Below are 25,137 nucleotides of genomic sequence, written 5' to 3'. Positions count from 1 at the left end.
CCTGTTCATGGTCCATCGTCTACGGGCGTTCCTGACGCCGCAATAGACTTAAAATACTTTAATATTCACAAACTTAGAAAGGGTAGCATAGCGACCATGCTAATTCAAGCGAGCTTGTTTTCAGAATCACGAACATATTGATGCTTCAGTGGCCAAGCAGACTTTGACTCACTCGTTTTCGCCTCGGTATAGTCGACGGGTTTATTCGCAATCATGAAGTGAGAGCAGAGGAGGTATTTAACAATGGTAGAAGTCCCTGTCAAACTATATATTCAAGGACTAGCTCAAAAAGCCAAAATGGCCGCACGACCACTAGCCAAACTCTCAAGCCAGAAAAGAACGTGCGCCCTTGAGGCAATGTTAATCGCTTTTCAGGAAAGCAAATCCTGTTTCTTAGAAGCCAACCGTCTCGATTTAGAGGCGATTTCCAAAGAGATTGATAAACAAATCTATCGTCAAGCCGTCGACCGTATTCGGGTCAGTGAAGACGATTTCACTCGTATGGAAGAGTGGTTTCAGCGAGTGGTTGAATCTGTGGACCCCATAGGAGAGGTGTCCAGGTTGTGGCTAACCGATGATGGGATGCAGGTAGGTCGAATGCGCGTTCCGCTTGGTGTTGTGGCCGTTATTTCCGACATGGCCCCTCATGTCGCCGTCGAGGCTTTTGCTATGTGTATCAAGACTGGCAATGTGTGTATCTATCGAGGTGGATCGGAATGGTTTCATACCAACAAAGCCATTGCCGATTGCCTGAGCACAGCTGGGACGAAAGCTGGTTTGCCGGAGGGGGCCATGACATTTGTCGATCGCCCGCAACCGGAAGCGGCCCTTGAGCTGATTCGATTGGTGAAATATGTCGATGCCGTCATTCCACGAGGAAACACTTCGATGCGGAAAGGTATCATGGGGCAAGCCAAAATCCCGGTGCTGGGATATGACGGTGGCATCTCTCATGTCTATGTCGACGGAGAAGTCGACATCCCACTGGCTCAGACCATAGTGGTCAATGCCAAAGTCCAAGACCCAGAAGCCTCGAATTCCGTCGATACGGTCTTGATACATCAAAAAGTGGCCAGACATATTCTCCCTGGACTCATGCGTCGATTGCTCGAGGAGTTTAAGGTCACGTTAACTGGATGTCCCAAAACGGTCTCCATGATGGGAATCATGGAGATGACCGGCCATTTGGGGATTAAAGATGCCGTGGAGAACGATTGGGGAGAGAAATATCAGTCCATGGCGATGAATATTAAAATCGTGACCGATCTTGAAGAAGCCCTTGGGCATATTGAAAAATTTAGCCCCGGCCATACTGACACGATCGTGACGCGAAACTATCAAACGGCCATGCGGTTCGTTCAAGAAGTTGATTCCAGTGCTGTCATGGTCAACGCGTCGACGCGTCTTCATGGAGGAGAGCAGATGGGCTTAGGGCCAGAACTTGGCATGAGTACAACGCCTTTTCACGCTCGGGGCCCCTTGACCCTGGACGCGCTCACGACTGAAAAGTTTGTGGCGTTGGGAACTGGCCAATTACAGCAACCCCATCCAGTCCCTCAGGCGTATCTAGATGCCATGATGCTGTCATCAAAGTTCTAGGCCCTGGGTATCCCCCTAGGAACGATAGAGTCGTATCACGGGCGACTGGGGACGAGCGTTCGATATTCCTTCCACTCGGTCGTGTCTTGTGGCTTCATGTGCTATGAAGGACTCTCTCTCGCACACTCATCATTCGCGTCTGATTTCCGAACATCTGGCTTCGTGGGGACTCAAGCGGTTTACCGATGAACCGGCCTACTTCAACTGGCAGCGCACGGTGCTCTCCAAAGAGCAACTTGAGTCTTTGCATGATTGCGCCACATCCAGGCTGAAGCAAGGCGATCCTAGCGCGGATATTCGCTTCTACGACTTGACTGCCTCCCCAGAAATTCTGCCTATTTTATACAGTCAACGTTATGATTATTTCGTCGCCGCCGGGCTCGCGATCGCGAAGCGGTTAGCCTCCACACGACAGGTGCTTGATTTTGGCTGTGGGGTAGGCATTCTGACCACGTTTTGGGCCACCTTGTTCCCTGATGTGCAATTTGTCGGTGTTGATCGATCCTCGGCATCTCTTGCCATCGCCACCCATGAAGCCACACGACGTCAATTACCCAACGTGCGTTTTGTGTACGCTCACCTTCCACACGATTCACTAACCGGCATGTTTGATGGTGTCATATGCACTCAAGCGCTGTTTCAGGCGGAAGATTCCCCAGGCTTGTGCAGTGATGACTGGAACACGTTTCATCGCCGTCAGGATTCAGCCTTGCAGCATCAGATAGAGGCGGAAACGGGAATTGGAGCGCGTTTGAATGAGCTGAGTCGAATTTTAGTGGAAGATGGCAAAATGTTACTCTGCGAAAAAGCCCGACACCTCGGACGAAGAATCGTATTGCAACGCGCACTTGCGGCAAGAGGTTTCCATAACCTCAGTGTTCCCTTCCCTCTGACTTTCGGCTCGTTTGGCGAACGAGTGGAAGACGGTCCGTTGTATGAAGTGGGTCGCAGGCCTTCCGAGGTTCGGGCTGTTTGGGATGAGAACCCTGAATGGCCGAAGGGACAAAGTGTGTATACGTGTACTGGCAAAACCGCTCGACGGATGGCCATCGCTATCGGTGCCATACAAGAAGAGTGCACCTCGGAGCCGCCCGAGGCACATTCTCAATCGTTTCAAACGTACCGGGGAATATGGCGCGAAGCGATCGTGTACGGCTACGTCTCTGTTGGGATGGATTTTCAGGGAATGATATTGGCGAGTCGAGAAGATGAATCCATCATCGTCGAATACTTTGAGCGGTTGAAGGCCAAGCGTGATCCTGACTTGCAAACAACGATTCGAACATTGTGGGGCGATGGACAAGGCGATGACAGTCAGGGTCCTATCCCATGCTATGAGAACCATACCCCTGCAGCACAACTCATTTGGGAGAGATTGCCTGCCCGATGTCTTCAGGAAGAAGAGACCTATCGATCGTCCGATGGACGCGCCATGCATCTTGAGCTGGGGGAATCAGGACCATTGACCTATCTTTACTGGGCGAACACACTTGATCAACGCCAAATCATCCTAGCCGATTCCTCCAATGCTGATTGGTTCGTCCGCTACTATCGCGAAGCCATTCATGAGATGAAGACGTCAGTTCGTGAGTCACCCCCCCGCTGATTCGCCTTATCGCCGGTCACGATAGATTCTATGATTACAGAGGACGCCAGCTTGTTTGCGTTATGACGATTCTGTATGCCAGGAGGGAAGAATTTGAAACGCTATATTTTTCTGATGGGCAAAGCATCCAAGCGCACGATACAGGGTTTCTTGTGAACTGGGGGGCAATGTTACCCATGCTTCTGAAACCGTGACAGACAGCACCAGTCCATCGTTCCACATGTGTGTCACAATGCCATCAGTCATGCTTTGAAATAAATGTTGGGTTGTGTGTTCCTGTTGGCAGGTGAAGAGGGAAGGGGAAAGGGGCGTTGGCTGAACGGGAACGACATGAATCGACAATGTCCAGACGAGAACCCCGATGACGCTTGCTGTGAACAATTTTCCGTACATGGACATTGTTGTGGCTTCTTCTCAGATACGAAAAAATCTTGAATCTGGAGAGTCTGTGACTCCCTCCGGCGTTTCGGACCGTGACCATTGTCACGTATCATCCGTCCTAGCGCATGAAGTCTAGTGTGGCGGACCTGGTGGTGGAAGGAAAATACCTCAAAGGTAGGGAACGTCCGCATCGGTCGTTGAGTCGTCGTTCCAAGATCTATAAGGAGGACACTATCCCTTTTTTCAAGTTTTTGCATTAACCAGCCGAAATACCTGCCGCTAGGTGCGCTCGAGGATACGTATGTCTACTAGAGAGCCGAAGCGATGACCTCCACGATTATTTTCTCTCTCACAGTCGCCCTCTATGTATTGGCCGCTCTTTTTGCGCTACGCTTAATTCGAGAGACCAAGAAAACGCTGCCATGGGTCTTGATTGGCGGAGCGTTATTTCTCTTGTCGAGTCAGGCCATGATACAGATATTCGATACGACTCACGACGGAGAAGGGCAATTTATCGCACTGGCGCATGCGTTGGTCAGTTTGATCATCTCATTGTTCATGGTCGCTGGTGTCGCATTGATCGCGCCCTTACTCCGGGCGTATGCACGCAACGAGCAACTTCGAGAAGTCCTCAAAGATCGAACGATGGTGATCCAACAACACCACGAGGATCAATTACGTTCACTCAAACAGATGCAGATTGCACTGGAAGTTGGAAAACCTATGCATATGGTCGTCGAGCAGGTGCAAGTCCTTACCCAACTCATTCAAGAATTCTTGGAAAACATGAAGTCGGGGTTAGTCGTCGGGAATAACTTTGGCATTGCACTCCAAGCGCTTATTGAGGAGATGACTGAAGAGGGTGAATTGCCAGTCCAACTCTCGATTGATCCCAAGTCCGCGGGATATCTCACCAAAGATCAGAGCTTTCAGCTCATGCATATCACCCGAGAAGCGGTCAGCAACAGCCAGCAGCATGCCAAAGCCAAAAAAGCCCGTGTGTCCTTGACAAGCGACGACAAGACAGTTGTTCTGGAGGTGCTGGATGATGGACAGGGGTTCGAGGTGGATTTGGTTGAAGCGCAAGGAAAGGGTCTGGGCAATATGGTCGCCCGGGCAAAAAAAATTGGCGCACGACTCAAGATCAAGAGCAAGCCGAAACATGGTGCGCGAGTCCATGTCGAAATCCCCATACAGCCTATGTCTGTCGCGGCAGAAACCTAACTACTCTTATTGTATAATTAACCTAGGGTTTTGTGTTTAGGTATAGGAAATCGTTTCCACTTCTCACAAAGGTTTCGTTCCACAAACTTCTACTTTGTCAGAGGAAAGAGGTTTCTTATTGGGTAGGAGGCCTCAACATGGGGGACCTGCTGATTGTTGACGAGAAAATTATGGTGGCGGTGGAGGGTCTCGAACCCCCGGCCCGCGGCTTATGAGTCCGCTGCTCTACCACCTGAGCTACACCGCCACGCGTTTCAGAAGAAGTCTACAACGGGAGGATTGACGCGTTTCTTTCTATACCATAGGCCGAGGGGTTCTCTCAATTCAGTTTTGGAGGAATCAAGATTTTCTTGATCCGATATGATTCTTTAAGCGGACCCGGAAACCGCAAGCTTTCTCGTGTCTCTTCTCAATCATCGGTTTGAGCTTGAGCGGTAGTGTTCTGCTGTGAAGGCCGTAGGCAAATGGTTAAGACTGGACGTGTCTAAACCGATAAGGTTTTACGTATGACCCTTTGATTTTGCAAGTTTTTCATATGCTTACTGGGTCAAGTCCTATACGAATGAAAGGCGTCGAGTACGTTCCTCGATGTCCTTGACGTGGATGTGAGCGTTTTTACCCGTATGGCCACCACGCATACCTCTATTCCAGCGCAGACCTCGGCACTTGTTGGGCGTCAGCCCATCTACGGCCAGAAGGTGGATGTCTTTGGCTATGAATTGTTGTACCGGGGCGGAGACGGCAATCAGGCAACTATTGTCGATGGTGATTCTGCCACGGCCAATGTCATGTTGAACACGATGCTCGAGATTGGCCTTGAAAATATCGTGGGCAACCGATTGGCTTTTATCAACATGACCTCGAATCTTCTCGTGAACCGACTCTGCGAAACACTGCCTAAAGATCGGGTCGTGTTAGAAGTGCTGGAAGACATCGAACCGACGGATGAGATCATCGAAGCGTTAACCGATCTTTCCAGCCAGGGATACACGATTGCCTTGGATGACTTTATCTATCACCCGTCACTCCAGCCCCTGGTTCAAATTGCTGACATGGTCAAGGTTGACGTGATGGCCCTTTCGCACGAAGAAATTGCTGAACACGTGCTCTGGCTTCGACAGTACCCTGTCAAGCTGCTGGCCGAAAAGGTCGAGACCCATGAAGATTTCGAATTTTGCCGATCTCTGGGGTTTGACTATTTTCAAGGATATTTTTTCTGTAAGCCCAAGATCATTGCTGGCGCACGTGTTCCGGCGAACCGGATGGCGATCCTCATGTTACTCGCGAAGTTGCAAGAGCGTGATGTTGAAATATCTGAGATTGCGAGGAAGGTCAAAAGCGACGTCTCTCTCAGCCATAAATTGCTGCGTTACGTCAACTCAGCGTATTGCGGGTTACCACGACAGGTCGATTCGATCGGGCAGGCTGCCTGTATGGTCGGGATCGATAAGCTCAGAATGTGGGTGACGCTCATGAGCTTGGTCAGTATGGAAGATAAGCCATATGAATTGTTAGTGACGGCGACCGTTCGGGCTCATATGTGTGAACAGCTTGGACGGGCCATGGGACAGAATGGGAGTGATCAATTCTTTACGATCGGTCTTTTCTCTGTCCTCGATGGGTTTTTTGATTGTGAATTATCGGATGTCCTCGACTCTTTGCCGCTATCCCAAGAAGTCCGTCATGCATTATTGGATCGATCTGGGTTGTTAGGAGAGGTCTTGGAATGTGTGATTGCATTTGAACAGGGGACATGGAAGGACATGCAATGTGCTCAGATAGATCCCTCGGTCATTCAAAATGCCTACATTCAAGCCATTGAATGGTCGACGCAAATCTTGTCGAACATGAAGGGGTAGAGGCAAGATTTCGAGGAAATTTCGACAGTGGCAGGAGAGACTCTGCCTGGCGGCTCTCAACTCAAGTGGTTAGTTCCGACGCTTGTCGTCAAGTTCTCCAACCAATTTTTGCAAGACTCCTAACGCTTCTTCGCTAAGCTCTCCTGTTTCTTCAGGCTGTTCCGGCTCAGGAAGCTGTTCGGCTAATGAGGGCGGCGTGATTCGTGATCGCAGATTTTCTTCGATCGCATCATCCGATTGGTCGATATCCTTGAGGATGGCCGAGAGGCGTTGCAATGAAAAGATGGCACGTTCGTGTGAGGTCCACATTCCAGAATGCTCACTGTCATGGATTTTGGTGATGTTTCCCCAAAACCGTGTTTCTTCATCTTCGGCCATTTGTCGTGTGGCCAATGATTGAAGTTTTTCCATGAGCGTGTCTTCGGAGCGTTCCTGTCCGGTGTAAGATACGACTGATCGTTCGAGGGGGCGGGTCGATAAGACCCCGAGGGTTTGTTGCCAATAATCAGGTCGAGCCTGATCCTGTTGGGGCTCGGCGGAATTGGCCTGACCGTTCGTCTTCTGGACATATCCCTGGACGGTGAGAAGGTATTGTTGCAAGGCCTTGACTTTTCTTGCGGCCAAACTTCCCAGAGGTATCCCCCAGATGTGGGCAATTTCGTGGTCTTGCAATGGTGAACTGCCCGCGATGTGAAACTCCTGCTTGGCCACCTTGAGGCGACGTCGCTGCCGTTCCTGGCGCCGCAACAGCAATTGATATTCCAAGAGAAGACGTTTGGCCGGATATTCTTTTTCAGCAATCTCGCCTTGCTCGACACCACGGTCTAATTGGCGGCGGGCTTCTCTGACCAAAGCCGTGAAAGCCTGATCTTTGGCTTCTTGTATGCGGTCGCGACCAAGTTCGAATTCAGTCGATAGCATGGTCTCTGCCATTTGTATTTCTTTGGCGGTGTGAGCGATGAGCTGTTCGAGGCATTCAATCTGAAGTCCGGGGCGTTCCCGTTTTTGTCGAAGCAGGAGGTGATACTGACCAGCCCGACCAGACACGTTGTCAATAGCCTCTTTTGATCCCCGTTTTTCCGCAGGCTGCACTCCCGCCATAAATCGAGAATCCGGTTGATCGGCGGCCATGTATTCAATTTCCTCTTGCGGCACGCTGAAATATTGGAGCAATAGTAAGCGGATCATCGTACGGTTTTGAATCGGAAGCTCGTTCAACGACGATTCGATATGATCATAGACCAAGGTTGTCATGTACACATCCTATCTTAATAAAGGCTGGAGAAAGCAGCACGGGTGAATCGTTTACGACCCCCCTGCTTCTTCCAGAGACTCCAAGTAGTTCGCGGCATGCTCGCGAAGTTGTTGCACGGTGCCTGAGACGTAGAGCTCGCGAGGAATGGGTACGGTCACTAATTCAGACGGATCGGCCCCCCGTTCAATGGCCCAATCTTCATCAGCGTAGAGGGTGATGGCTCCATCTTTATCACGGCGAACGAGCAGCGTATTTTGTTCTTCCTCAGACATGCGTCTCCTCGAAACTCAGTATTTTTCCAGAAAATTTAGATACCATACCCATGTAAAGACTGTCAAAATCATCCCTCATGCTCTGCTCAAGCCCTCCTGAGACTTTTGGCCGAAACACTTTCTACGCATGAATACATACAAGGTAAACACAAGTAACGTGAGAAAGAACACCATGCGAATTCGTCCATAGCCTTCGCAGGCAAAGTTCGCGAGTGCATTCATTAATCCATAGCTCGCATAGACCAAATAGGCAGAGAGTCCCCAACGAACGAGACGTAAGAACCCGTATCCAATCAATACATGAAAGAATGGTGATTGAAGCTTTGTCAGCAAACCAAGGATGCCGCCGGGCCTTGTACAAAACACTTGGAGCTGATAATCCGGGTTCCCCAGGATAATAGACAGGTCCATCACCGCGGAAAAGAGAAAGAGTCCGCCCAGGTAGCGAATATCGAGCCCGCGTTCCCACACGCGATTCCATGTCGCAACTATGCTAAGCGGAATCGGCAGTGAGGCATGATAGCTCTGAAAGGTCCACCATGGGAGAAAAAAGAGTATTCCTGCGAATATTTGTGTGCCGGCGCCTCCCCAATTCCTTGACCACCAGACCGTGAGTGCGAGAACGACACTGATGAAAACCGTTTGAATGGCTTGCCGTGTGTGTCCTCTGATGAATAACCCAAGCCCTGGGATCAGGAGCGAAAGGAAGGCCAGTAGGCGAGGAGAGTAATTAGAGGAGTGAAGGCTCACCACCTACGGGCGATACACAACAGTACGGGGTAAAGAGGAACGAATTTTTGAGAGGTCTGTCGATTTGAGAATAACTGGACGAACTATCCTCCTAGCGTATCGATCACTTCCTTAAGGCTTTTCATGATGCAGGTAAAGATGGGGATATCGCGTTTAGTATACCGGCTGCCTTCCGCTTCACGAAGCGCCATGACTAAGTCCAGGAAATCTTCAGGAGAGTCGGTCTCAAATGCGACGACGAATTCTTGGTCATCCAACCCAAACGAGTAGGTGGTATTGAGTTTGACCGAGGGGTAACGATGACCGATTTCAATGTGTTCGTCCATCATACCTTGGCGAGCGGCTTTGGTCAGTAGGTACCAGTCACGCGTTTTTTCAAATGGATAGACGAAGATGTATTTGGCCCGCCCAGGCGTAATTTTGAGGCGACGACTTTCTTGCCCCTCGTGAACATGATTGTCGACATAAACTGACCGCTTGGTCATCGAAAGGTACGAGTATGGGGTCGTCAAGTATTGTCCCAACCCGGTCGCCAGCATCTTCGACGACATTTCCTGGAAGAGTTCCAATTCATAGCTGATACGCCAGAGGAGGAAATCACAGTCACCTCGAATCCCGACTGTCGTGTAGGGAACGACGATGACTTTTCCTGCATACTCTTCAATCGAGCGAATGAATTCTTGTTTTCCGGCATCGCGTTCATCTTTAGGAAGACGACGCCACTGAGGATCGACTTTGTAATAGGCAAAATTGACAAATTGACGCTTGGCGGGTTCTGCACTGGACATGAGGATTCCTCCGACTCACCTGTGAGGATTAGTAGTAAACAGAGTGATAATTTTTAGACAGGGCCTATCTAGCACCTCTTCATTAAATTTGTCAATGTTTCTCTCAGTTTGGATCGTATTGGTCCATGATACATCCCAGTTGTCGTACGTTCGATGAGGTTTTTTATGGTTTGATGGAAGATTATAAACGGGACGGTGCTGCAGGCGTATATTCAACTATTTCTTTAGCTTTTGCACTGTAGATCTTCTTGACAGTTTCTTGGGTATTTGTTAACCGCAACAAGCTGAAAAAATAGGAGGGATTTTTTATGTCGGTTCGTACTCAAGCCATTCTCTTCCTCATACTTATTTACATCCCCATCAGCGAGCGACCGCATGCGTATGCTATCGTGATCACCCCTAGTTCTTCTCAGGTTCAAGCAGCGATTCAAAAAGGACAATCTGCTGTACGATCGCAAACCCCTCCCAGTCAGCTCTATTGGCGTTTCGGACCATCCGGTAGCCTGAAACCACATGGTTTGATCATGACAAAATTAGGTGGAGTGGCCGTTCTGTCCGCACACTATGCGTTTCGTTCAGCCGTTCCGTCGTCCCAAGATCTTGCTCGAGTGACGAAGGAATCAGACCTTCAACTTAGCGTAACCGTATTTGGAGCATTTCCAGAATTTGCCGTTGATAGCTATATCCTGCTCAAACAGGGGACGCACCTGATCAAACCTGCACGAGTTCGATCAGATGCCCGTGCTCATCGTAGTGAGGTCTGGCCGGACGATCCTCCTTTTCAAGCCAAGATTGTCGCGTTTTTTTCGTACGGAACATTTGACCCACTTGCCTCGACGACGGTATTCGTTTTTCCAGGAGAAGGAGGAGAAGTGCGGTTTGAATTGGACTTTTCAAAGATTCCATGATCGTTGTTTCCAATTTATCATGCAGCCAATCCTGTCATACCTGCCATAGTGGAGAAACGAGATGATGAATAATGTCCGGTAAACGTCCTTGTGCAGAAATCATCGCGATTGGGTCAGAGTTTCTCCATGGCGGCCGAATCGAATCCAATTCCCTTTTTCTCGCAGAGGGTTTAGCGAAATCTGGAGTCGAGGTGCGATGGAAGACGCTTGTCGGTGATGATGTCGACCAAATCGTTTTGGCTATCAAGACGGCGGTTCGACGCGCATTCGTAGTTGTTCTAACGGGAGGGTTGGGCTCAACTCTTGATGATTGTACGCGGAAAGCTGTGTCCCAGGTTACGGGAAAGGCATTGCGTTGCCGCAGCCGGGCATTGGCTAAATTACAAACTCTGTATGCGTTACGCGGGAGAAGCTTGACGAAAATCGTATCGCGTCAGGCCTATCTCCCCGTAGGGTCTCAGATGCTTGACAATCCCGTAGGCTCGGCGCCGGGGTTTCTGCTCGAGTGGAAGGGCCGTCTTCTGCTGGCCCTTCCCGGTGTGGCGAAGGAAGCCCGGGCCATGTTCGAAGCTGAGGGATATGTTCGAATAGCGGCACGAGTGGCTCATTCCGCTCATTTTCATGTCTTGGAGCAGAAGGTGCTGTCCACGTTTGGCTTGACGGAGTTAGAGATTGACGATCGGCTGCAACTGATCTTCTCACAAGCCTCATCAGTGGAATACAGCCTTCTGGCATCGACATTAGGTGTGACAGTGGCGGTCAGGCAATGGATTCGTGAACAAAGAGGAAAGAGAGAATTCAATGAAATCGACAGACTGGTTCCTCTCATACGGCATGCGCTTGGAGACCATGTGTATGCGGAAGGTCGGCAGAGCATGGAAGAGGTGGTGGGAACCCAGCTCAAGTCTGCTGCCTTCACCCTCTCCTTGGCCGAATCCTGTACGGGCGGTCTGGTCAGTCATCGTCTTACGCAGGTCCCCGGCAGTTCAGCGTACCTCGATCGGGCTTTTGTGTGTTACAGCAACCAAGCTAAAGAAGACTTCTTAGGCGTTCCGGATAGGCTCTTGCGACGTCACGGGGCCGTGAGCGCGCCCGTGGCTCGAGCGATGGCTGTGGGAGCGAGAAATCACAGTCGCAGCGATGTCGCACTGAGTGTCACTGGCATTGCCGGGCCCGGTGGAGGATCAGCGCGCAAGCCGGTAGGTCTGGTGTTTCTCGGAATCGATGGAGCGGCCGGAACATACACGAAAAAACTCCAACTGTTTGGAGATCGACAGGATGTCAAGATCCGAGCCTCTCAGGCGGCGTTGAATTATCTCCGTCTGTACCTGTTAGGTCGTCCATAGAATCGCGTTGTTTCCATGTCCATTCGCACATTTCTCGCCATCGATCTGAATGACGCCATTCGCCAAGCGTATACCCTCTTCCAAGAACAGGTCAGTCACGTTCTCCCTGTTAAATGGGTGACTCCGCAGGCTCTGCATCTCACCGTAAAATTTCTTGGTGACATTGAGGCAGAGCAAATTCCTATAATCGAGCAAACCGTTCAGAACGTGGTTCAGGACATGGCACCCTTTACGCTGATGATTGGAGGTATTGGCGGGTTTCCGACTCTTCAACGGCCACGGATCGTCTGGGCGGGAGTATCTGGCGATATCGATGAGTTAGAAGTCCTGGTCTCATGTCTTGAATCAGCGCTGAGCGCAGCAGGGTGCATTCAGGAGGACAGACCCTATCATCCCCATTTGACGCTTTCGCGAGTTAAGACATATTCTCGAGAGATCGGAAGGCTCATTGAATCAGTTGACCTGTTTAAAAAACCGTGGCTGTTTGGTGAGCTCAGCGTCGATCGCTTGTGCCTCTTTCGGAGTCAGCTTACTCCGCAAGGAGCGATCTATTCTAAGCTTCGGGAATGGCCGTTTGACGAACATTAATGACAAAGCAAAAAGAGAGCCTGACACCAATTATGATGTCAGGCTCAGGTCGGATGAATCTAAACAGTGGCGTTTTTACTTTTCCGTGACTTCCTTGCCTTTGCGCATACGCCAGACTGCAAGTCCTGTGAGGCCGGTACTCATTAAGAAGATCGTGCCTGGTTCTGGAACAGCACCAGGAGTTCCACTGTTCTGCACTGTATAATTAATGGTGCCGTTCCAGGTTCGTGGAGAAAAGGTACGTCCGAACAACGCCTCCTTTCCAACCCCCAGGTTGAGCTGAAGGTCGGCATTCGCGAAGGTATTACTCCCATTCGTGTAGAGCATAAACGGATTGCCATTATCCTGGCCGGTGGTTGTGATGTAAATGCCCGTGACCGAATTGGCCAATAAGCTAAAATCCATGACATCGACGAAGGTTGGATTGTCTGTTCCGGCCGACAGAATATTAAAAGATTGTGACACGAGCGTCCATGCCGCCGCGTTGCTTTCGAATCCCGTGTAGGTTCCATTTCTCGTATAGACGCGTATTTCACTGGCGGTGCCTGCTGCTAGATTGATCGCGAGGCTATTCACCGTTAAGGCATTGTTAAAGGTGGTAAGATCGAACATATTGCCATCGAAACTGTTATTATTGGCAAAGGTCGTGGTGATGGAGGCGGCTTGTGCGTGACTGATGGCGGTCAGCAGGATCCCCGTTGTGACGACGAGTGCGAGCAAATGTTTCATGATGATGTCCTCCTCTATGAGTAGGCTTGATTAATTCACGTATTTGGCACGTAGGGGTATGTCTCCGTGAGTGCCACCTTCATGAGGCATGAATACCGCAACTTGTGTGCCGCATTGTGAAGCCATGTTTTTGATCTGAAAGCAGATGTCAAATTAGTGGCCGATAAACGATCTTGAGCGTACGATTGTTGTCATTCCGTTTTGTTGCTGTTAAGACCATACAATCAGAAATGAAACATGAAGAACGAGAGAGTGGAAAAAATCTCGACGGTGCTATCGGCATGTGTCCAGTTTCAGTGGTGAATGCGATGAAAAATCAACGGTTTGAGGTAATGTCGCTGATGGAAAAATTCCGACATCCCCACAACTTAGGGAGATCATTGACTTTCGATAACGTTATTCAATTTCTGAGGATCAGTTTCAGGTGTTGAGGTACCCGTTTTGGTGGCAATCAGCGATTTTGTCCTAGCGAGGAAGGCCGGTGGATGAGGGCGGAGATTGTCAGAGAGTGTCTTATGCGAATATATCGATCCTCTTGATAGCTGCCTTGAGAGTCTCAAGAAGCCCATTTACCTCTTCCAAAGGGTTCGGTATGATAATGTCTTCTTTGTGATCCATTAATGAGAAGGCAATAGATCAGAAACCCACCAAAAGGAACTTGAATGAGCACACCAGCTGCTGAAAAAGATGGGAAAAAGCGTGCCTTGGATTTAGCCTTGACGCAAATTGAGAAGCAATTTGGGAAAGGGGCGATCATGAAACTCGGGGGGATGGAAGTCCAAGCCGATATTGCCGCCATCCCGACGGGATCTTTGGGGCTTGATCTGGCGCTTGGAGTTGGTGGTTTGCCTCGGGGACGGGTCGTCGAGATTTTTGGCCCGGAGTCTTCTGGAAAAACGACTCTCTGTCTGCATGTGATCGCTCAAGCGCAGAAGGCTGGAGGTGCCGCCGCCTTTGTCGATGCCGAACATGCCCTGGATATTTCCTATGCCAAAAAGCTTGGGGTTGAAACGGATGATTTACTCGTAGCTCAACCCGATACCGGTGAGCAGGCTCTGGAGATTACGGAAACGCTTGTCCGGAGTGGAGCTCTCGATATTATTGTCGTCGATTCCGTGGCCGCGTTGGTTCCTCGAGCGGAAATCGAGGGTGAAATGGGCGACTCACACATGGGGCTTCAAGCCCGCCTCATGTCGCAAGCCCTTCGAAAACTGACGGGAGCCATCTCAAAATCACATGCGACCATTATCTTTATCAACCAAATACGTATGAAGATCGGAGTGATGTTCGGGAATCCCGAAACGACGACGGGCGGCAACGCCTTGAAGTTTTATTCATCGGTTCGTCTGGATATACGTCGGATCGAGACGATTAAAGAAGGCCAGGAGGTGGTGGGAAACCGGGTTCGTGTCAAGGTGGTCAAAAATAAGACAGCCCCACCCTTTAAACAAGCTGAATTTGACATTATGTTCTCAGAGGGGATTTCAAAAGTCGGCGAGCTTGTAGACCTAGGGGTTGAGCGAAAAGTCGTCGATAAAGCGGGTGCGTGGTATTCCTATCAAGACGAGCGGCTTGGGCAAGGACGAGAAGCCGTCAAGAGTTTTTTGAAATCCAACACGGATATCGCAAAAGATATTGAACGACGCATTCGAGAGGCGGCCGGTCTTAACACCCCTTCCCAAAGTATTCAGACTGAGCCACCCGACCCTAAACCCATCACGAAAAAAACAGTAGGAGGCAAAGGGTAGCTGTTGAAGGCGATAATGCGGTGATGTGCATGGCTTACCCCCCGCTAACTCATGTGGTATTGACAACAAAGGTATGACACTTTCTGCCAATGAACTTCGCCAGTCCTTCCTCGAGTATTTTTCTGAACGCGGCCATGCCACCGTTCCAAGCGCGCCGCTGATTCCGCAAGCCGATCCCACGCTCCTGTTTACCAACGCCGGTATGAACCAGTTTAAACGGGTGTTTCTCGGCGAAGAAACACGTGACTATGTGCGGGCCGCGAGCGTGCAAAAATGTATGCGGGCTGGGGGGAAACACAATGATCTCGAAAACGTCGGGTTCACGAACCGCCACCATACGTTTTTCGAGATGCTCGGCAATTTTTCGTTCGGGGATTATTTTAAGGAAGAGGCCATCGTCTATGGGTGGGAGTTTCTCACGAACGTCGTCGAACTGCCGGCCGATCGGTTGTGGGTGACGGTGTATCGTGAAGATGATGAAGCCTTCGACCTTTGGCAACGCCGCATGAAGGTCCCAGAATCCCGTATTATTCGCTTGGGTGAAAAAGACAATTTTTGGCAAATGGGTGATACCGGCCCTTGCGGCCCATGTTCAGAAATCCATCTGGACCAAGGCGAAGCCTTGGGATGTGGGCGGGCAACCTGTGGCGTGGGGTGCGATTGTGACCGGTATTTAGAAATCTGGAATCTTGTCTTTATGCAATTTGACCGAGATGCGTCAGGCACCTTACATCCTCTTCCCAAGCCCAGTATTGACACCGGTATGGGTTTAGAACGTTTGGCTGCCGTGAGTCAAGGTGTCTTGTCCAATTTCGACACAGACCTGTTCTCTCCAATTTTTCAAGCCATTGGTAACAGGACCAAACGGTCATACGGAAAAGACATCGCGGTGGACAGGTCCATGCGGGTCATCGCTGACCATCTTCGAGCCATGACTTTTCTTATCACTGACGGTATTCTGCCGTCTAATGAGGGACGCGGCTATGTGTTGCGTCGCATACTTCGGCGAGCTTCCCGGCATGGCCGTCTCCTGGGGTGCACCGAACCCTTCCTCCATGAGTTAACCGACACGGTTATTCAAGGAATGAAATCAGCCTACCCTGCTCTTGCACAGGGTTCTTCCATCGTTGTTGAAGTGGTGCAACGTGAAGAAGAGCGATTTATCGGCACGCTGGAGCAGGGGACGCCCATTCTTGACAAGCTCGTGCAGGAGGCCAAGGCAAAAGGCCATCACATACTTGAGGGGGAAGCCGTGTTCAAACTGTATGATACGTATGGGTTTCCCCTGGATTTAGTGGAAGATGCAGCTAGAGAAGAACAGTTACAGTTAGATCGCGAAGGTTACCAGCGAGCATTAGCCGTCCAACGAGAACGTGCCAGAAAAGCCGCGATATTTGCAGCGGCTGAGTCGAAACCGTACATCCGTCGTCTTAAAGAGATTGCCTCTCCGACGACGTTTGTCGGGTATACCGGTTGTGAAGGGGAGGGAGCCCTGCAAGCCATCGTGAAGGATGAACACGTTGTCGAGCAAGCCTTGCAAGGCGAGAAGGTAGATCTCGTGCTTCAGACGACACCATTTTATCCTGAAGGGGGAGGACAAGTCGGCGATCAAGGAAGTCTCTTGGCTCCGAACGGACGTGTGAATATTCTCAGTACGACAAAAACCGATGGAGGGTTTTTTCTGCATCACGGAGCTGTCGCAGAAGGACGGATCAATGTCGGGGATTCCATGCAAGCTCATGTTAATGTCTCCAGCCGGAAAGATGCCGCGAGGAACCACACGGCCACGCATCTGTTACATGCGGCCTTACGCGAGCTGTTGGGGCCGCATGTCAAACAATATGGATCTCTTGTCGCCCCCAATCGTCTCCGTTTTGATTTTGCACACTTCAAGCCTCTTTCACCCAGAGACATTGATGACATTGAAGCACTGGTCAATGAACAGATACGGTCGAATACGGCGGTGCAGACAAAGGTCATGGGCATTCAGGAAGCGATTGATGACGGCGCATTGGCGTTTTTTGGCGATAAATATGGGACGGAAGTCCGTGTTGTGGGGGTGGGGACATTTAGTAAGGAATTATGCGGCGGAACACATTGCACCCATACGGGAGAAATCGGAATTTTTCGCATCGTTTCGGAAGGGGGGATTTCTGCCGGGGTCAGGCGGATAGAGGCTTTGACCGGCGTAGGAGCCCTCAATTACACGAAGCAAATCGAAGGCCAGCTCCGTGAGTTATCTGAAGTCATGAGGGTCAGCCCCAACGATTTACTCACTAAAACACAGAAAACCCTCACGACTCTCAAGGAGACTGAGCGAGAACTTGAACAATTAAAGATGAAATTGGCGGCCAAAGAACTAGACCAGGCGAAGGTCGATGTCCGCACGATTCATGCCATTCCTGTACAGACTCAAAGAGTCGATGGTCTGTCCATGCCTGAATTACGGGCGCTGTCTGACCGGATTCGCCACACCGTGCCCAGTGGCATTTTGGTACTAGGCTCTGCCTTGGATACAAAGGTTTCGCTCTTAGTGATCGTGAGCAAGGACTTAACGAAGAAGATTCGAGCCGGAGACATCGCAAAAGCCATCGCGACCGATGTGAACGGGTCAGGAGGAGGGCGACCCGACATGGCGCAGGCAGGCGGGACTCATCCGGAAGGGCTCCCGAAGGCTCTCGCACGGGTTTTTGAATACGTGGAAGAACAACAACAAAACCTCACATAATATATATCCATAGTGCTAGAAGGGGGTACTGTCGCGTATTTCCACCGGGTTTCAATTTGTGCCAGCAAGTGGCCGAACAATAATCTTATGCGTCGATTTTGAGGTAACAATACGGGATTGATGCCCCATTCACACATGTAACTCAGGATGAGAGGTGGTGAAAGTCGGTAGCGGGAATTCACGATGATCTAACCGAGCATCTTCGTTCATGAAATCGTTTTTCTTCTTCATGGCAATTGCCCTCGTCTTGGCTCTTTTGGCCGGTGCGTGGACGTTCAACCAGGCGGCTGGAAATTCCGAACATTCAGAAATCGTGAACATACAACGCGGCATGTCACTCGGAGAAGTGGCCTCCCTCTTGGCGGAGCGACGGCTTCTCGCGAATGCTCAATGGTTTCGTATCATTGGCACGCTCTCCAGAGCTGATCGGAAGATTCAACCGGGTGAATACAAATTACATGCAGGGTTGACGCCCAAAGAAATTCTCGAGCGACTGGCAGAAGGAAAAGTGTACTACCATTCAGTCACGATTCCCGAAGGGTACACGATCAGTCAGATCGCGAACGTTCTTTCAAAAAAGGGTCTCGTCGATAAAACGCGATTTGTCTGGTTAACAAAAGACCCAGCATTTATTCGGAGTTTAGACCTGAACGTTCAGACGCTCGAAGGCTATTTGTTTCCTGATACCTATTTTTTCACGCGTACAACCTCGGAAGAAGATATTATCAAAACATTCGTCATTCGATTATGGAAAGCTTTTTCTCCCACACTCCTGAATCGAGCTAATGAAATCGGGATGTCTGTTCAGGAAGTCTTGACCTTGGCCTCGGTGATCGAAAAAGAAACGGGCCTGTCGACCGAACGTTCCATGGTTTCTGGTGTGTTTCACAATCGTTTGAACCGTAATATACCGCTCCAGAGCGATCCAACAGTCATTTATGCGATAGAAGACTTTGACGGAAACATACGAAAACGTGACTTATCGATCGATAGTCCCTACAATACCTATAGAGTTCGCGGTCTTCCGCCTGGGCCAATTGCCAATCCTGGAGAGGCTGCTATTCATGCAGCGCTCTACCCCACACCTTCAGACTACGTCTATTTTGTCTCCCGGAACGATGGAAGTCATGAATTTTCTGTAACGCTCGCTGAGCATAATCGTGCGGTCGAAAAATATCAAAAGAAACGCCCCAAGCATGCCTCTTGATCACGCTCAAATGGTATGAATATAGAAACTCGGTTATCGACCTTAGGCATCACGCTTCCACCCGCGCCCAAGCCAGTCGCGACCTATGTCCCGGCTTGTCTTGCCGGCGATCTGCTTTTCGTGAGCGGAGTATTGCCCTTTCAGGATGGAAAGCTGACCATCACCGGGAAGTTAGGTGATACCGTGACGGTGGAACAGGGTTACCAAGCAGCGCAAACCGCTGTGTTGAATGGGCTGGCCATCGTGCAGCAAGAACTAGGTACTTTGGAGCGAGTGCGTCAAGTTGTGCGTATGACCGGACATGTTGCTTCGGCCTCCGGATTTTCCGAACAACCCGCCGTTATCAATGGCGCATCAGACTTACTGGAAAAGATTTTTGGACAAAATGGGCGACATGCGAGACTTGCGCTGGGTGCTGCAGAACTGCCACTCCACGCGCCGATCGAATTAGAGCTCATTATTCAAGTCAACTAGTTATCGACATCAGAAACACCATGATATCGACATGAAGCCATATCTTGTCTTTTTTTCGATCGTGAGTCTTTTTGTTGTTGGAGGTTTAAATCCTGTCTATGCGAACGCCGAAGCATCGGTTTCAGCGCTCAGCCCACCTCCTACCATATTGGTCGATGTTGATGCGACGACCTGGAAGACACGTGGAAGAATATTCTACGATGTTGAGGGATCATTATTTCGTAAACTGCATTCTGCCGGCTTTCAGATTGCTCGAAGCCGTCAGGAATTTCATGACTGGACTTTGTTGGTCCGCTATCGGGAAGAAAAAGGTCCTGCCTATACTGCTAGCGAGTATGGAACCATACTTCGTGCGACCTTTTCTCTCTTTCGTGGAGCAACACAGGCGGTGTGGGAGGTCTCACTGGTTGAACGTTCTGAAAATTCTGTGTCGGGTACACCACCATATCTAGACGTGATTCAAAAGCTCGACAGTAATCCGTATTATTTTTTCATCGGGCTCTTGCTCAGAACATTTATTGAACAAGAATTATCTGTAGAGCAAGCGCTGTTACTGGTGCTTCAACAAGAAGCTCTCCGGTCTTCCAGTTCTGATCCTCCGAACAGTCAAGCAGATTTGTTTGAAGATGCGGACCATTCCATGAATTTTTCAGATGAATATTATTTCCCCTTCGCGATGGTCAGGTCAATCAATGAATTGGTTCGTCGTCATGATCGTCGAGTGATTCCCATCTTGGATCGCCTACTTGATTATCCGGATGAACAGGTTCGTCATGGAGCCCGTCAGGCATTACAGTCACTTGACGCGTTGTCAGCTTTGCCTGTCGTCTCTTTACCCAGTGTTGTTTGACTCCCCAAAAGACTGCTTGATATAGTCGATTCAGTTGTTTTTGCACGGTTATTTCAATCGTTCTCCTGTATCATAATCGTTGCTTCAGGAACTGCGTATATCGGCAGTGTTTTCCCGGAATGCTTATCTTTACCAGAACCCTGACTCATCCATCTCATTAATGTGACACAAGGTAAGAGGATCATGAATCGAATCATTTATATCACGAATCTTATTCTGTTATTCGGTCTCGTAGGGATGGCCAATGCAGACATCCATCCAGAGGCCGGACCATTAGGTACAACTGTGACCATTAGTGGCGGAAATTTTGGAGCCTTTCAGTCTACACAAAGCAATCGTGTAGATTTTAATGGAGCTTCAGCGCTCGTTCAGCAGTGGGAAGATGACTTTATTATGGTCAAGGTCCCTATGAAAGCCAAAACAGGAGAGGTCACAGTCACGAACGGAAATTCCAAAGTTAGCGTCGGCTCTTTCTCAGTCCAGAATATTGAAATTACCAAAGTCGAGCCACCGGTCGCAGAAGCAGGTTCAACGCTCATCATCTATGGAAAAAACTTTGGCAACACGGCGGGATCACGTGATCAGAACACGATGTTTGGTGTCAATCAAGTGCTCGTGAACGGAATTCGAGCACAAGTGCAAAAGTGGCGCTCGAACAAAATTGAAATTGCTATTCCTGCAAATTCCGGCTCAGGCAAGGTAGAAGTCCGACTTGCCTCATCGGACCCATTGCCTGACGGATCCTGCTGTGCCCCTGTGGATTATATCGTCAGCAACGCGATCCCGCTGACAGTCGTTCCGTCTATTTCGCTCCAGCCGGATCATGGTCCCTTGGGAAGTAAGGTCGTTCTCTCTGGACAAGACTTTGGAAGCAGCCGGCCGGAGGATGGGGCCGTATTAATTGGAGGAGAACGTGCCGGCATAGCTGAATGGTCGAACCGGACGATCGTCGTACATGTTCCTCTCAACGCAAAAAGCGGACCTGTGGTTTTAACTAGCCAGGGGCAAACTCGTGAAGTTGGTCATTTTCAGCTTGAGAAGAGTGAAATCACCTCAATGATGCCTGAGCATGGTCCCATAGGCACCTTAATCACCATTAAGGGAAAGCATTTTGGTATCTTGTCAGAAGGGGGTTCCACGGCCTATGCATTTGATTTTGAAACTGGGGCCAATGGTGTTGATGTGGGTGGAGTACCTGCCATCATTCATCGGTGGTTGGATAATCAGATAGATGTATGGGTCCCATTTAGCGCTAAATCTGGTGAGGTGGTGGTGAAGAGGGGGGGCGCGATCCCTAAAGCAGATGGAACGTGCTGTGTGACCGAAAAGGTCGTGAAATACGTTGCCGGAGAATTTCATGTCGTACAACCTCACGTCACATCGTATTCTCCGACCTCTGCTGGATTAGATGAAGTGGTGACCATCAAAGGGTCTGGTTTCGGTAAATACTTACGGTTCAACGCGGAATCGACAAAATTGAGCATGCATCATCACGGACATAATTGGGAAAACTATCGGTTAGGTTCTGACATTTCACGAAGTGAAGTATTGTTAAACGGGCTCGGCACTCAAGTGATTTCCTGGACAGATGAAGAGATTAAAGTGCGTGTCCCTCGTCGGCAGGCGTTTGGCGTGACAAATCCAGAAGGCATTGACTTTAGTCTTCTAAAGGGAGAACTCATTGTCAAACGTGGTTCATGGGATCTTTTAGAAAACGGAAAGTGTTGCACGCCCAAAAAATGGGTGTCCGCCTTAGCTGGTCCATTCACGATATTAAAGCGTGGACTTCCAAATGAAGAGACTTTCAAGCTCGAACGTTCCCCCGATTAAGATAACCCCCAAACAAGAAAGACTGACGCCATTGAAGTACATTCGCACCGTCACCGTATGCCTTAGCATGATAATCTGGATAAGCATGTATTCAGAGTTTTCTGTTGTTTATGCGAATCCGGAATCGGTTCAATCTATCGTGCAGGACAGCGGGACCAAGGTGACGCTACTTGACACGTATTTTCAGGATAAAAACACGGGATGGGCTGTGGGTGCCGCCGGAACGCTCTTGCGCACACGCGATGGAGGGGAGACATGGGACCGTCTTCCGCGACGTACTAATGTGCTCTTGACAAATGTGACGTTCGTGGGCGATCAACATGGGTGGATCTTCGGGCAAAACGGTACGATTCTTCATTCAAAAAATGGTGGAAAAACATGGATCCCTCAGGTCAGTGGGACGAACGCCATATTGTATGGTTCGTATTTTCTCGATGAAAATGTCGGTTGGGCTGTGGGCGCGCGGGGGACATTGCTCTTCACCACAGATGGAGGTGAAACCTGGGATGATCAAGGAAGCGGCATCACGGCCGACCTCTTTGGGATTAATTTTTTTGATAAGGATACTGGGTGGGCTGTCGGAGCGTTGGGTGTAATACTCGCGACGGAAGATGGTGGAAAACATTGGAATTTGCAGCAAACCAAAAGTCCCGCGACTTTTTTTGACATTGAATTCATAGATAAGAAAATCGGTTGGGCCATTGGCACGCAAGGGGCTATTTTTCAGACCATCAATGGTGGGAAGACCTGGATTGATCAAACTCGCCCTTGTGGAGCTCCATGCATCAAGCCATCTGACCTCGTGAAGCTTCATTTCATGGATTCGGCCAATGGTTGGATTATCGGAGAGCGGGGAATTCTTTTATTTACGACAGATGCCGGATTTAGTTGGACAGAATCAGAACCCGTGAGCCCAGTATCATTATATGGACTTTCGGTTCCTGATAAGTTTAACGGGTGGGCCGTGGGCGATCAGGGAATGATCGTCAAACTCAATCAGAAAGACTCGGTGCATCAGTAAGCGATAAAAACCGAATGTGCATGAATTTAGCTTTGAGCAGGACCAGTGCTGTTAACGCCGCCGTTTCGGACCGTAAGATTTTCTCACCTAACGTGACTCCTTCAAATCCGTGAGTCCGTGCTGATTGTAGTTCCTCCTGAGTCCACCCTCCTTCCGGGCCGATGGCAAGAATCACATGAGATGGGAGAAACTCCTGACCTAAAGAAAGGTGAGGGGATATGGAACTACGAACGTCTTGACGCTCGGTTAATATATATCTTTGTGCATTTGACGGAAGATACTGGAGCATCTCCTGGAATGATTGCGGGGTGAGTATTTCAGGAAGGACCCACCGTTCAGACTGCTGTGAGGCTTCTAGGGCAATTTTCTTCCAACGACCCAAGAAATGAGCCGGCGAAGGAAGGTCTGCACGACTCCTCACTCGTTCGGTAATGACCGGAAGAATCTTGTCGACCCCCAATTCCGTCGCCTTCTGGATAATCCAAGTCATATTGGGACCACGAAGTATTGATTGCAGGAGGGTCACTGTGGGTTTTTCGGCTTGAGGACGACTTAATGTTTTTATGATTTCACCGATCAAGGCGCGTGTCGTGACCTTTGCTACACGCACCATATAGCGTCGTGCATATTCATCGTTGACTTGAATTATCTCACCTGGCCGTATCCGAAGACTTTTGACGAGGTGAGAATGCAGTTCTCCGTCTAGAGTGAGACGTTGATCTTGGATGTTGGCAGAGGAGATAAAAAAAACCGGCATAGACAGGAGCCGGAACACCGGGGTTAGCAATGGAGGCAGAGGCTACTCGAACAGATTCTTGACCTTGTCAAAAAGTCCTTCCCCTTCGCCTTGCTCGGCAGAAATTTGACTTTCTTGTGCAAACGCAGTGAGCAGTTCGCGCTCACGTGGCGACAATTTCGTCGGAATTTGAATGCGTATACGGACAAGCTGGTCTCCTGGCTGTCCACTCTTCACGCTAGGAATTCCCATACCTTTTAGGCGAAGGACTTTATCTGGCTGCGTTCCTTCTGGAATCCTCACCATTGTACTGCCTTTTAAGGTGGGCACCTCCACTTTTCCGCCCAGCGTAGCGGTCACGAAGTGAATGGGCAAGTCATATAACACATCATTGCCTTTTCGTGAAAAGTATTGGTGAGGTTTGACCGTGATGGCAACGTATAAATCCCCTGGAGGTCCTCCATTCGATCCATGTTCACCTTCGTTGGCCAGTCGTAACCGCATTCCTGTTTCCATTCCGGCAGGAATGGTGACAGATAGAGTTCGTTCTCGATAGACCTGTTTTTTCCCTCGACATTCTTTGCAAGGGTCAGAAATAATCTTTCCCGATCCCTTGCATTCTCCACATGGCCGATTGATCGTGAAAAATCCCTGTTGCAGACGAATCTGCCCGACGCCTCGACATGTTGCGCAAGTTTTGACAGACTTTTCAGAGCGAGCTCCTGTTCCATGGCAGGTGTCACAGGTTTCCCATCTTGGAATTTTAAGTTTCGCTTCTTTGCCTGTGACCGCCTCTTCGAATGACAATTCCAGGTTATATTGAAGATCCGTACCGGACTCAGCCCGGGATCGTCCCCTTCCTCCACCAAAAAAGCCTTCGAAAATATCTCCAAAGACATCATCAAATCCTCGACCAAAGTCGAAGCCTTCAGCTCCACCGAATCCATGGGGGCCGCCAGTATGCCCGAACATATCATACTTTCTCCGACGCTCAGGATCGCTTAAGATCTCATAGGCCTCCCCAGATTCTTTGAATTTTTCTTCTGCAGTCTTCTTTTTGACAGGGTCGCTCTGAAGATCAGGGTGATACTGCCGGGCAAGCTTGCGAAAAGCCTTCTTTATTTCATCATCCGAGGCATTACGGTCAACGCCGAGAACTTCATAATAATCTCGTTTTCCAGTCTGTGCCATAATTTTTGAGTAAGCTCTATGTCAAGATTCATGACATACAAGGCTGT

General features: G+C 49.6%; 22 protein-coding genes and 1 tRNA gene. 14 read left to right on the top strand and 9 right to left on the bottom strand.

Translation table 11 applies throughout. The annotated features are described in order from the left end of the window. The first annotated feature begins 243 nt into the window (after nucleotides 1-243). Both MRJ96_15565 and MRJ96_15560 read left to right on the top strand, forming a co-directional pair. Nucleotides 244-1,599, top strand: coding sequence for a glutamate-5-semialdehyde dehydrogenase (locus MRJ96_15565; GenBank protein MDR4502861.1), 1,356 nt, complete (start codon nucleotides 244-246; stop codon nucleotides 1,597-1,599). Nucleotides 1,600-1,702: 103 nt separating this feature from the next. Continuing rightward, a complete protein-coding gene (locus tag MRJ96_15560; GenBank protein MDR4502860.1) occupies nucleotides 1,703-3,205 on the top strand; it encodes a methyltransferase domain-containing protein in 1,503 nt (500 codons plus the stop codon). Nucleotides 3,206-3,265: 60 nt separating this feature from the next. Here the strand turns inward: MRJ96_15560 and MRJ96_15555 are convergent, their stop codons facing one another. Beyond that, nucleotides 3,266-3,604: a hypothetical protein gene (locus MRJ96_15555; GenBank protein ID MDR4502859.1), complete on the bottom strand. Its 339-nt coding sequence runs from the start codon at nucleotides 3,602-3,604 to the stop codon at nucleotides 3,266-3,268. Between the two features lie 306 nt (nucleotides 3,605-3,910). Here MRJ96_15555 and MRJ96_15550 point away from each other — a divergent pair, with 306 nt between their 5' ends. Then, nucleotides 3,911-4,810 (top strand): ATP-binding protein, encoded by a 900-nt coding sequence (locus tag MRJ96_15550; protein ID MDR4502858.1) that lies wholly within the window; start codon nucleotides 3,911-3,913, stop codon nucleotides 4,808-4,810. Between the two features lie 171 nt (nucleotides 4,811-4,981). On the opposite strand, the gene MRJ96_15545 is transcribed toward MRJ96_15550, so the two are convergent. Next, a tRNA-Met gene (locus MRJ96_15545) sits at nucleotides 4,982-5,057 on the bottom strand. Nucleotides 5,058-5,409: 352 nt separating this feature from the next. Here MRJ96_15545 and MRJ96_15540 point away from each other — a divergent pair. Further along, nucleotides 5,410-6,669, top strand: coding sequence for an HDOD domain-containing protein (locus MRJ96_15540; protein ID MDR4502857.1), 1,260 nt, complete (start codon nucleotides 5,410-5,412; stop codon nucleotides 6,667-6,669). A 69-nt stretch (nucleotides 6,670-6,738) separates the two neighbouring features. Here the strand turns inward: MRJ96_15540 and MRJ96_15535 are convergent, their stop codons facing one another. The 4 genes from MRJ96_15535 to MRJ96_15520 form a co-directional block, all read right to left on the bottom strand. Beyond that, nucleotides 6,739-7,923: a hypothetical protein gene (locus MRJ96_15535; protein ID MDR4502856.1), complete on the bottom strand. Its 1,185-nt coding sequence runs from the start codon at nucleotides 7,921-7,923 to the stop codon at nucleotides 6,739-6,741. 51 nt (nucleotides 7,924-7,974) lie between these two features. Then, nucleotides 7,975-8,196, bottom strand: a complete 222-nt coding sequence (locus tag MRJ96_15530; protein MDR4502855.1) for a hypothetical protein — start codon at nucleotides 8,194-8,196, stop codon at nucleotides 7,975-7,977. A 75-nt stretch (nucleotides 8,197-8,271) separates the two neighbouring features. Next, entirely contained in the window at nucleotides 8,272-8,946 is a 675-nt protein-coding gene (locus MRJ96_15525) for a hypothetical protein (GenBank protein ID MDR4502854.1), read from the bottom strand. An 83-nt stretch (nucleotides 8,947-9,029) separates the two neighbouring features. After that, complete coding sequence (locus MRJ96_15520; GenBank protein MDR4502853.1) at nucleotides 9,030-9,734, bottom strand: chlorite dismutase family protein; 705 nt, start codon at nucleotides 9,732-9,734, stop codon at nucleotides 9,030-9,032. Between the two features lie 308 nt (nucleotides 9,735-10,042). On the opposite strand from MRJ96_15520, the gene MRJ96_15515 reads away from it, so the two are divergent. From MRJ96_15515 to thpR, 3 genes are all read left to right on the top strand, one after another. Then, nucleotides 10,043-10,642 (top strand): hypothetical protein, encoded by a 600-nt coding sequence (locus MRJ96_15515; protein ID MDR4502852.1) that lies wholly within the window; start codon nucleotides 10,043-10,045, stop codon nucleotides 10,640-10,642. Between the two features lie 71 nt (nucleotides 10,643-10,713). Beyond that, the gene (locus MRJ96_15510; GenBank protein ID MDR4502851.1) at nucleotides 10,714-11,988 is read left to right on the top strand and encodes a CinA family nicotinamide mononucleotide deamidase-related protein; all 1,275 of its coding nucleotides are present in this window, start codon (nucleotides 10,714-10,716) and stop codon (nucleotides 11,986-11,988) included. 15 nt (nucleotides 11,989-12,003) lie between these two features. After that, nucleotides 12,004-12,576, top strand: a complete 573-nt coding sequence (thpR, locus tag MRJ96_15505) for an RNA 2',3'-cyclic phosphodiesterase (GenBank protein ID MDR4502850.1) — start codon at nucleotides 12,004-12,006, stop codon at nucleotides 12,574-12,576. Between the two features lie 75 nt (nucleotides 12,577-12,651). Here thpR and MRJ96_15500 read toward each other — a convergent pair whose 3' ends face one another. Then, entirely contained in the window at nucleotides 12,652-13,305 is a 654-nt protein-coding gene (locus MRJ96_15500) for a PEP-CTERM sorting domain-containing protein (GenBank protein MDR4502849.1), read from the bottom strand. A 662-nt stretch (nucleotides 13,306-13,967) separates the two neighbouring features. Here MRJ96_15500 and recA point away from each other — a divergent pair. The 7 genes from recA to MRJ96_15465 all read left to right on the top strand — a co-directional run bounded on the left by recA (nucleotide 13,968) and on the right by MRJ96_15465 (nucleotide 23,163). Further along, complete coding sequence (recA, locus tag MRJ96_15495) at nucleotides 13,968-15,053, top strand: recombinase RecA (protein MDR4502848.1); 1,086 nt, start codon at nucleotides 13,968-13,970, stop codon at nucleotides 15,051-15,053. Between the two features lie 73 nt (nucleotides 15,054-15,126). Further along, entirely contained in the window at nucleotides 15,127-17,781 is a 2,655-nt protein-coding gene (alaS, locus tag MRJ96_15490) for an alanine--tRNA ligase (GenBank protein MDR4502847.1), read from the top strand. 208 nt (nucleotides 17,782-17,989) lie between these two features. After that, nucleotides 17,990-18,988, top strand: coding sequence for an endolytic transglycosylase MltG (gene mltG, locus MRJ96_15485; GenBank protein MDR4502846.1), 999 nt, complete (start codon nucleotides 17,990-17,992; stop codon nucleotides 18,986-18,988). Between the two features lie 15 nt (nucleotides 18,989-19,003). Then, complete coding sequence (locus tag MRJ96_15480) at nucleotides 19,004-19,462, top strand: RidA family protein (GenBank protein ID MDR4502845.1); 459 nt, start codon at nucleotides 19,004-19,006, stop codon at nucleotides 19,460-19,462. Between the two features lie 31 nt (nucleotides 19,463-19,493). Then, complete coding sequence (locus MRJ96_15475) at nucleotides 19,494-20,312, top strand: hypothetical protein (protein ID MDR4502844.1); 819 nt, start codon at nucleotides 19,494-19,496, stop codon at nucleotides 20,310-20,312. 183 nt (nucleotides 20,313-20,495) lie between these two features. Beyond that, nucleotides 20,496-22,142 (top strand): IPT/TIG domain-containing protein, encoded by a 1,647-nt coding sequence (locus tag MRJ96_15470; protein ID MDR4502843.1) that lies wholly within the window; start codon nucleotides 20,496-20,498, stop codon nucleotides 22,140-22,142. Between the two features lie 85 nt (nucleotides 22,143-22,227). Next, a complete protein-coding gene (locus MRJ96_15465) occupies nucleotides 22,228-23,163 on the top strand; it encodes a YCF48-related protein (protein ID MDR4502842.1) in 936 nt (311 codons plus the stop codon). On the opposite strand, the gene MRJ96_15460 is transcribed toward MRJ96_15465, so the two are convergent. Together MRJ96_15460 and dnaJ are read right to left on the bottom strand one after the other, a co-directional pair. Beyond that, on the bottom strand, nucleotides 23,135-23,920 hold the full coding sequence (locus tag MRJ96_15460; GenBank protein MDR4502841.1) for a 16S rRNA (uracil(1498)-N(3))-methyltransferase: 786 nt from the start codon (nucleotides 23,918-23,920) through the stop codon (nucleotides 23,135-23,137). The genes MRJ96_15465 and MRJ96_15460 overlap by 29 nt on opposite strands. 42 nt (nucleotides 23,921-23,962) lie before the next feature. Further along, nucleotides 23,963-25,090 carry a molecular chaperone DnaJ gene (gene dnaJ, locus MRJ96_15455; protein MDR4502840.1) on the bottom strand — a complete coding sequence of 376 codons (1,128 nt, stop codon included), beginning with the start codon at nucleotides 25,088-25,090 and terminating at the stop codon, nucleotides 23,963-23,965. Between the last annotated feature and the right edge of the window lie 47 nt (nucleotides 25,091-25,137).

Source organism: Nitrospirales bacterium (genome assembly GCA_031315865.1).
Lineage (GTDB): Bacteria > Nitrospirota > Nitrospiria > Nitrospirales > UBA8639 > JAGQKC01.
The sequence above is the reverse complement of the archived record's forward strand: the minus strand, read 5'-3'. Positions and strand labels throughout refer to the sequence as shown.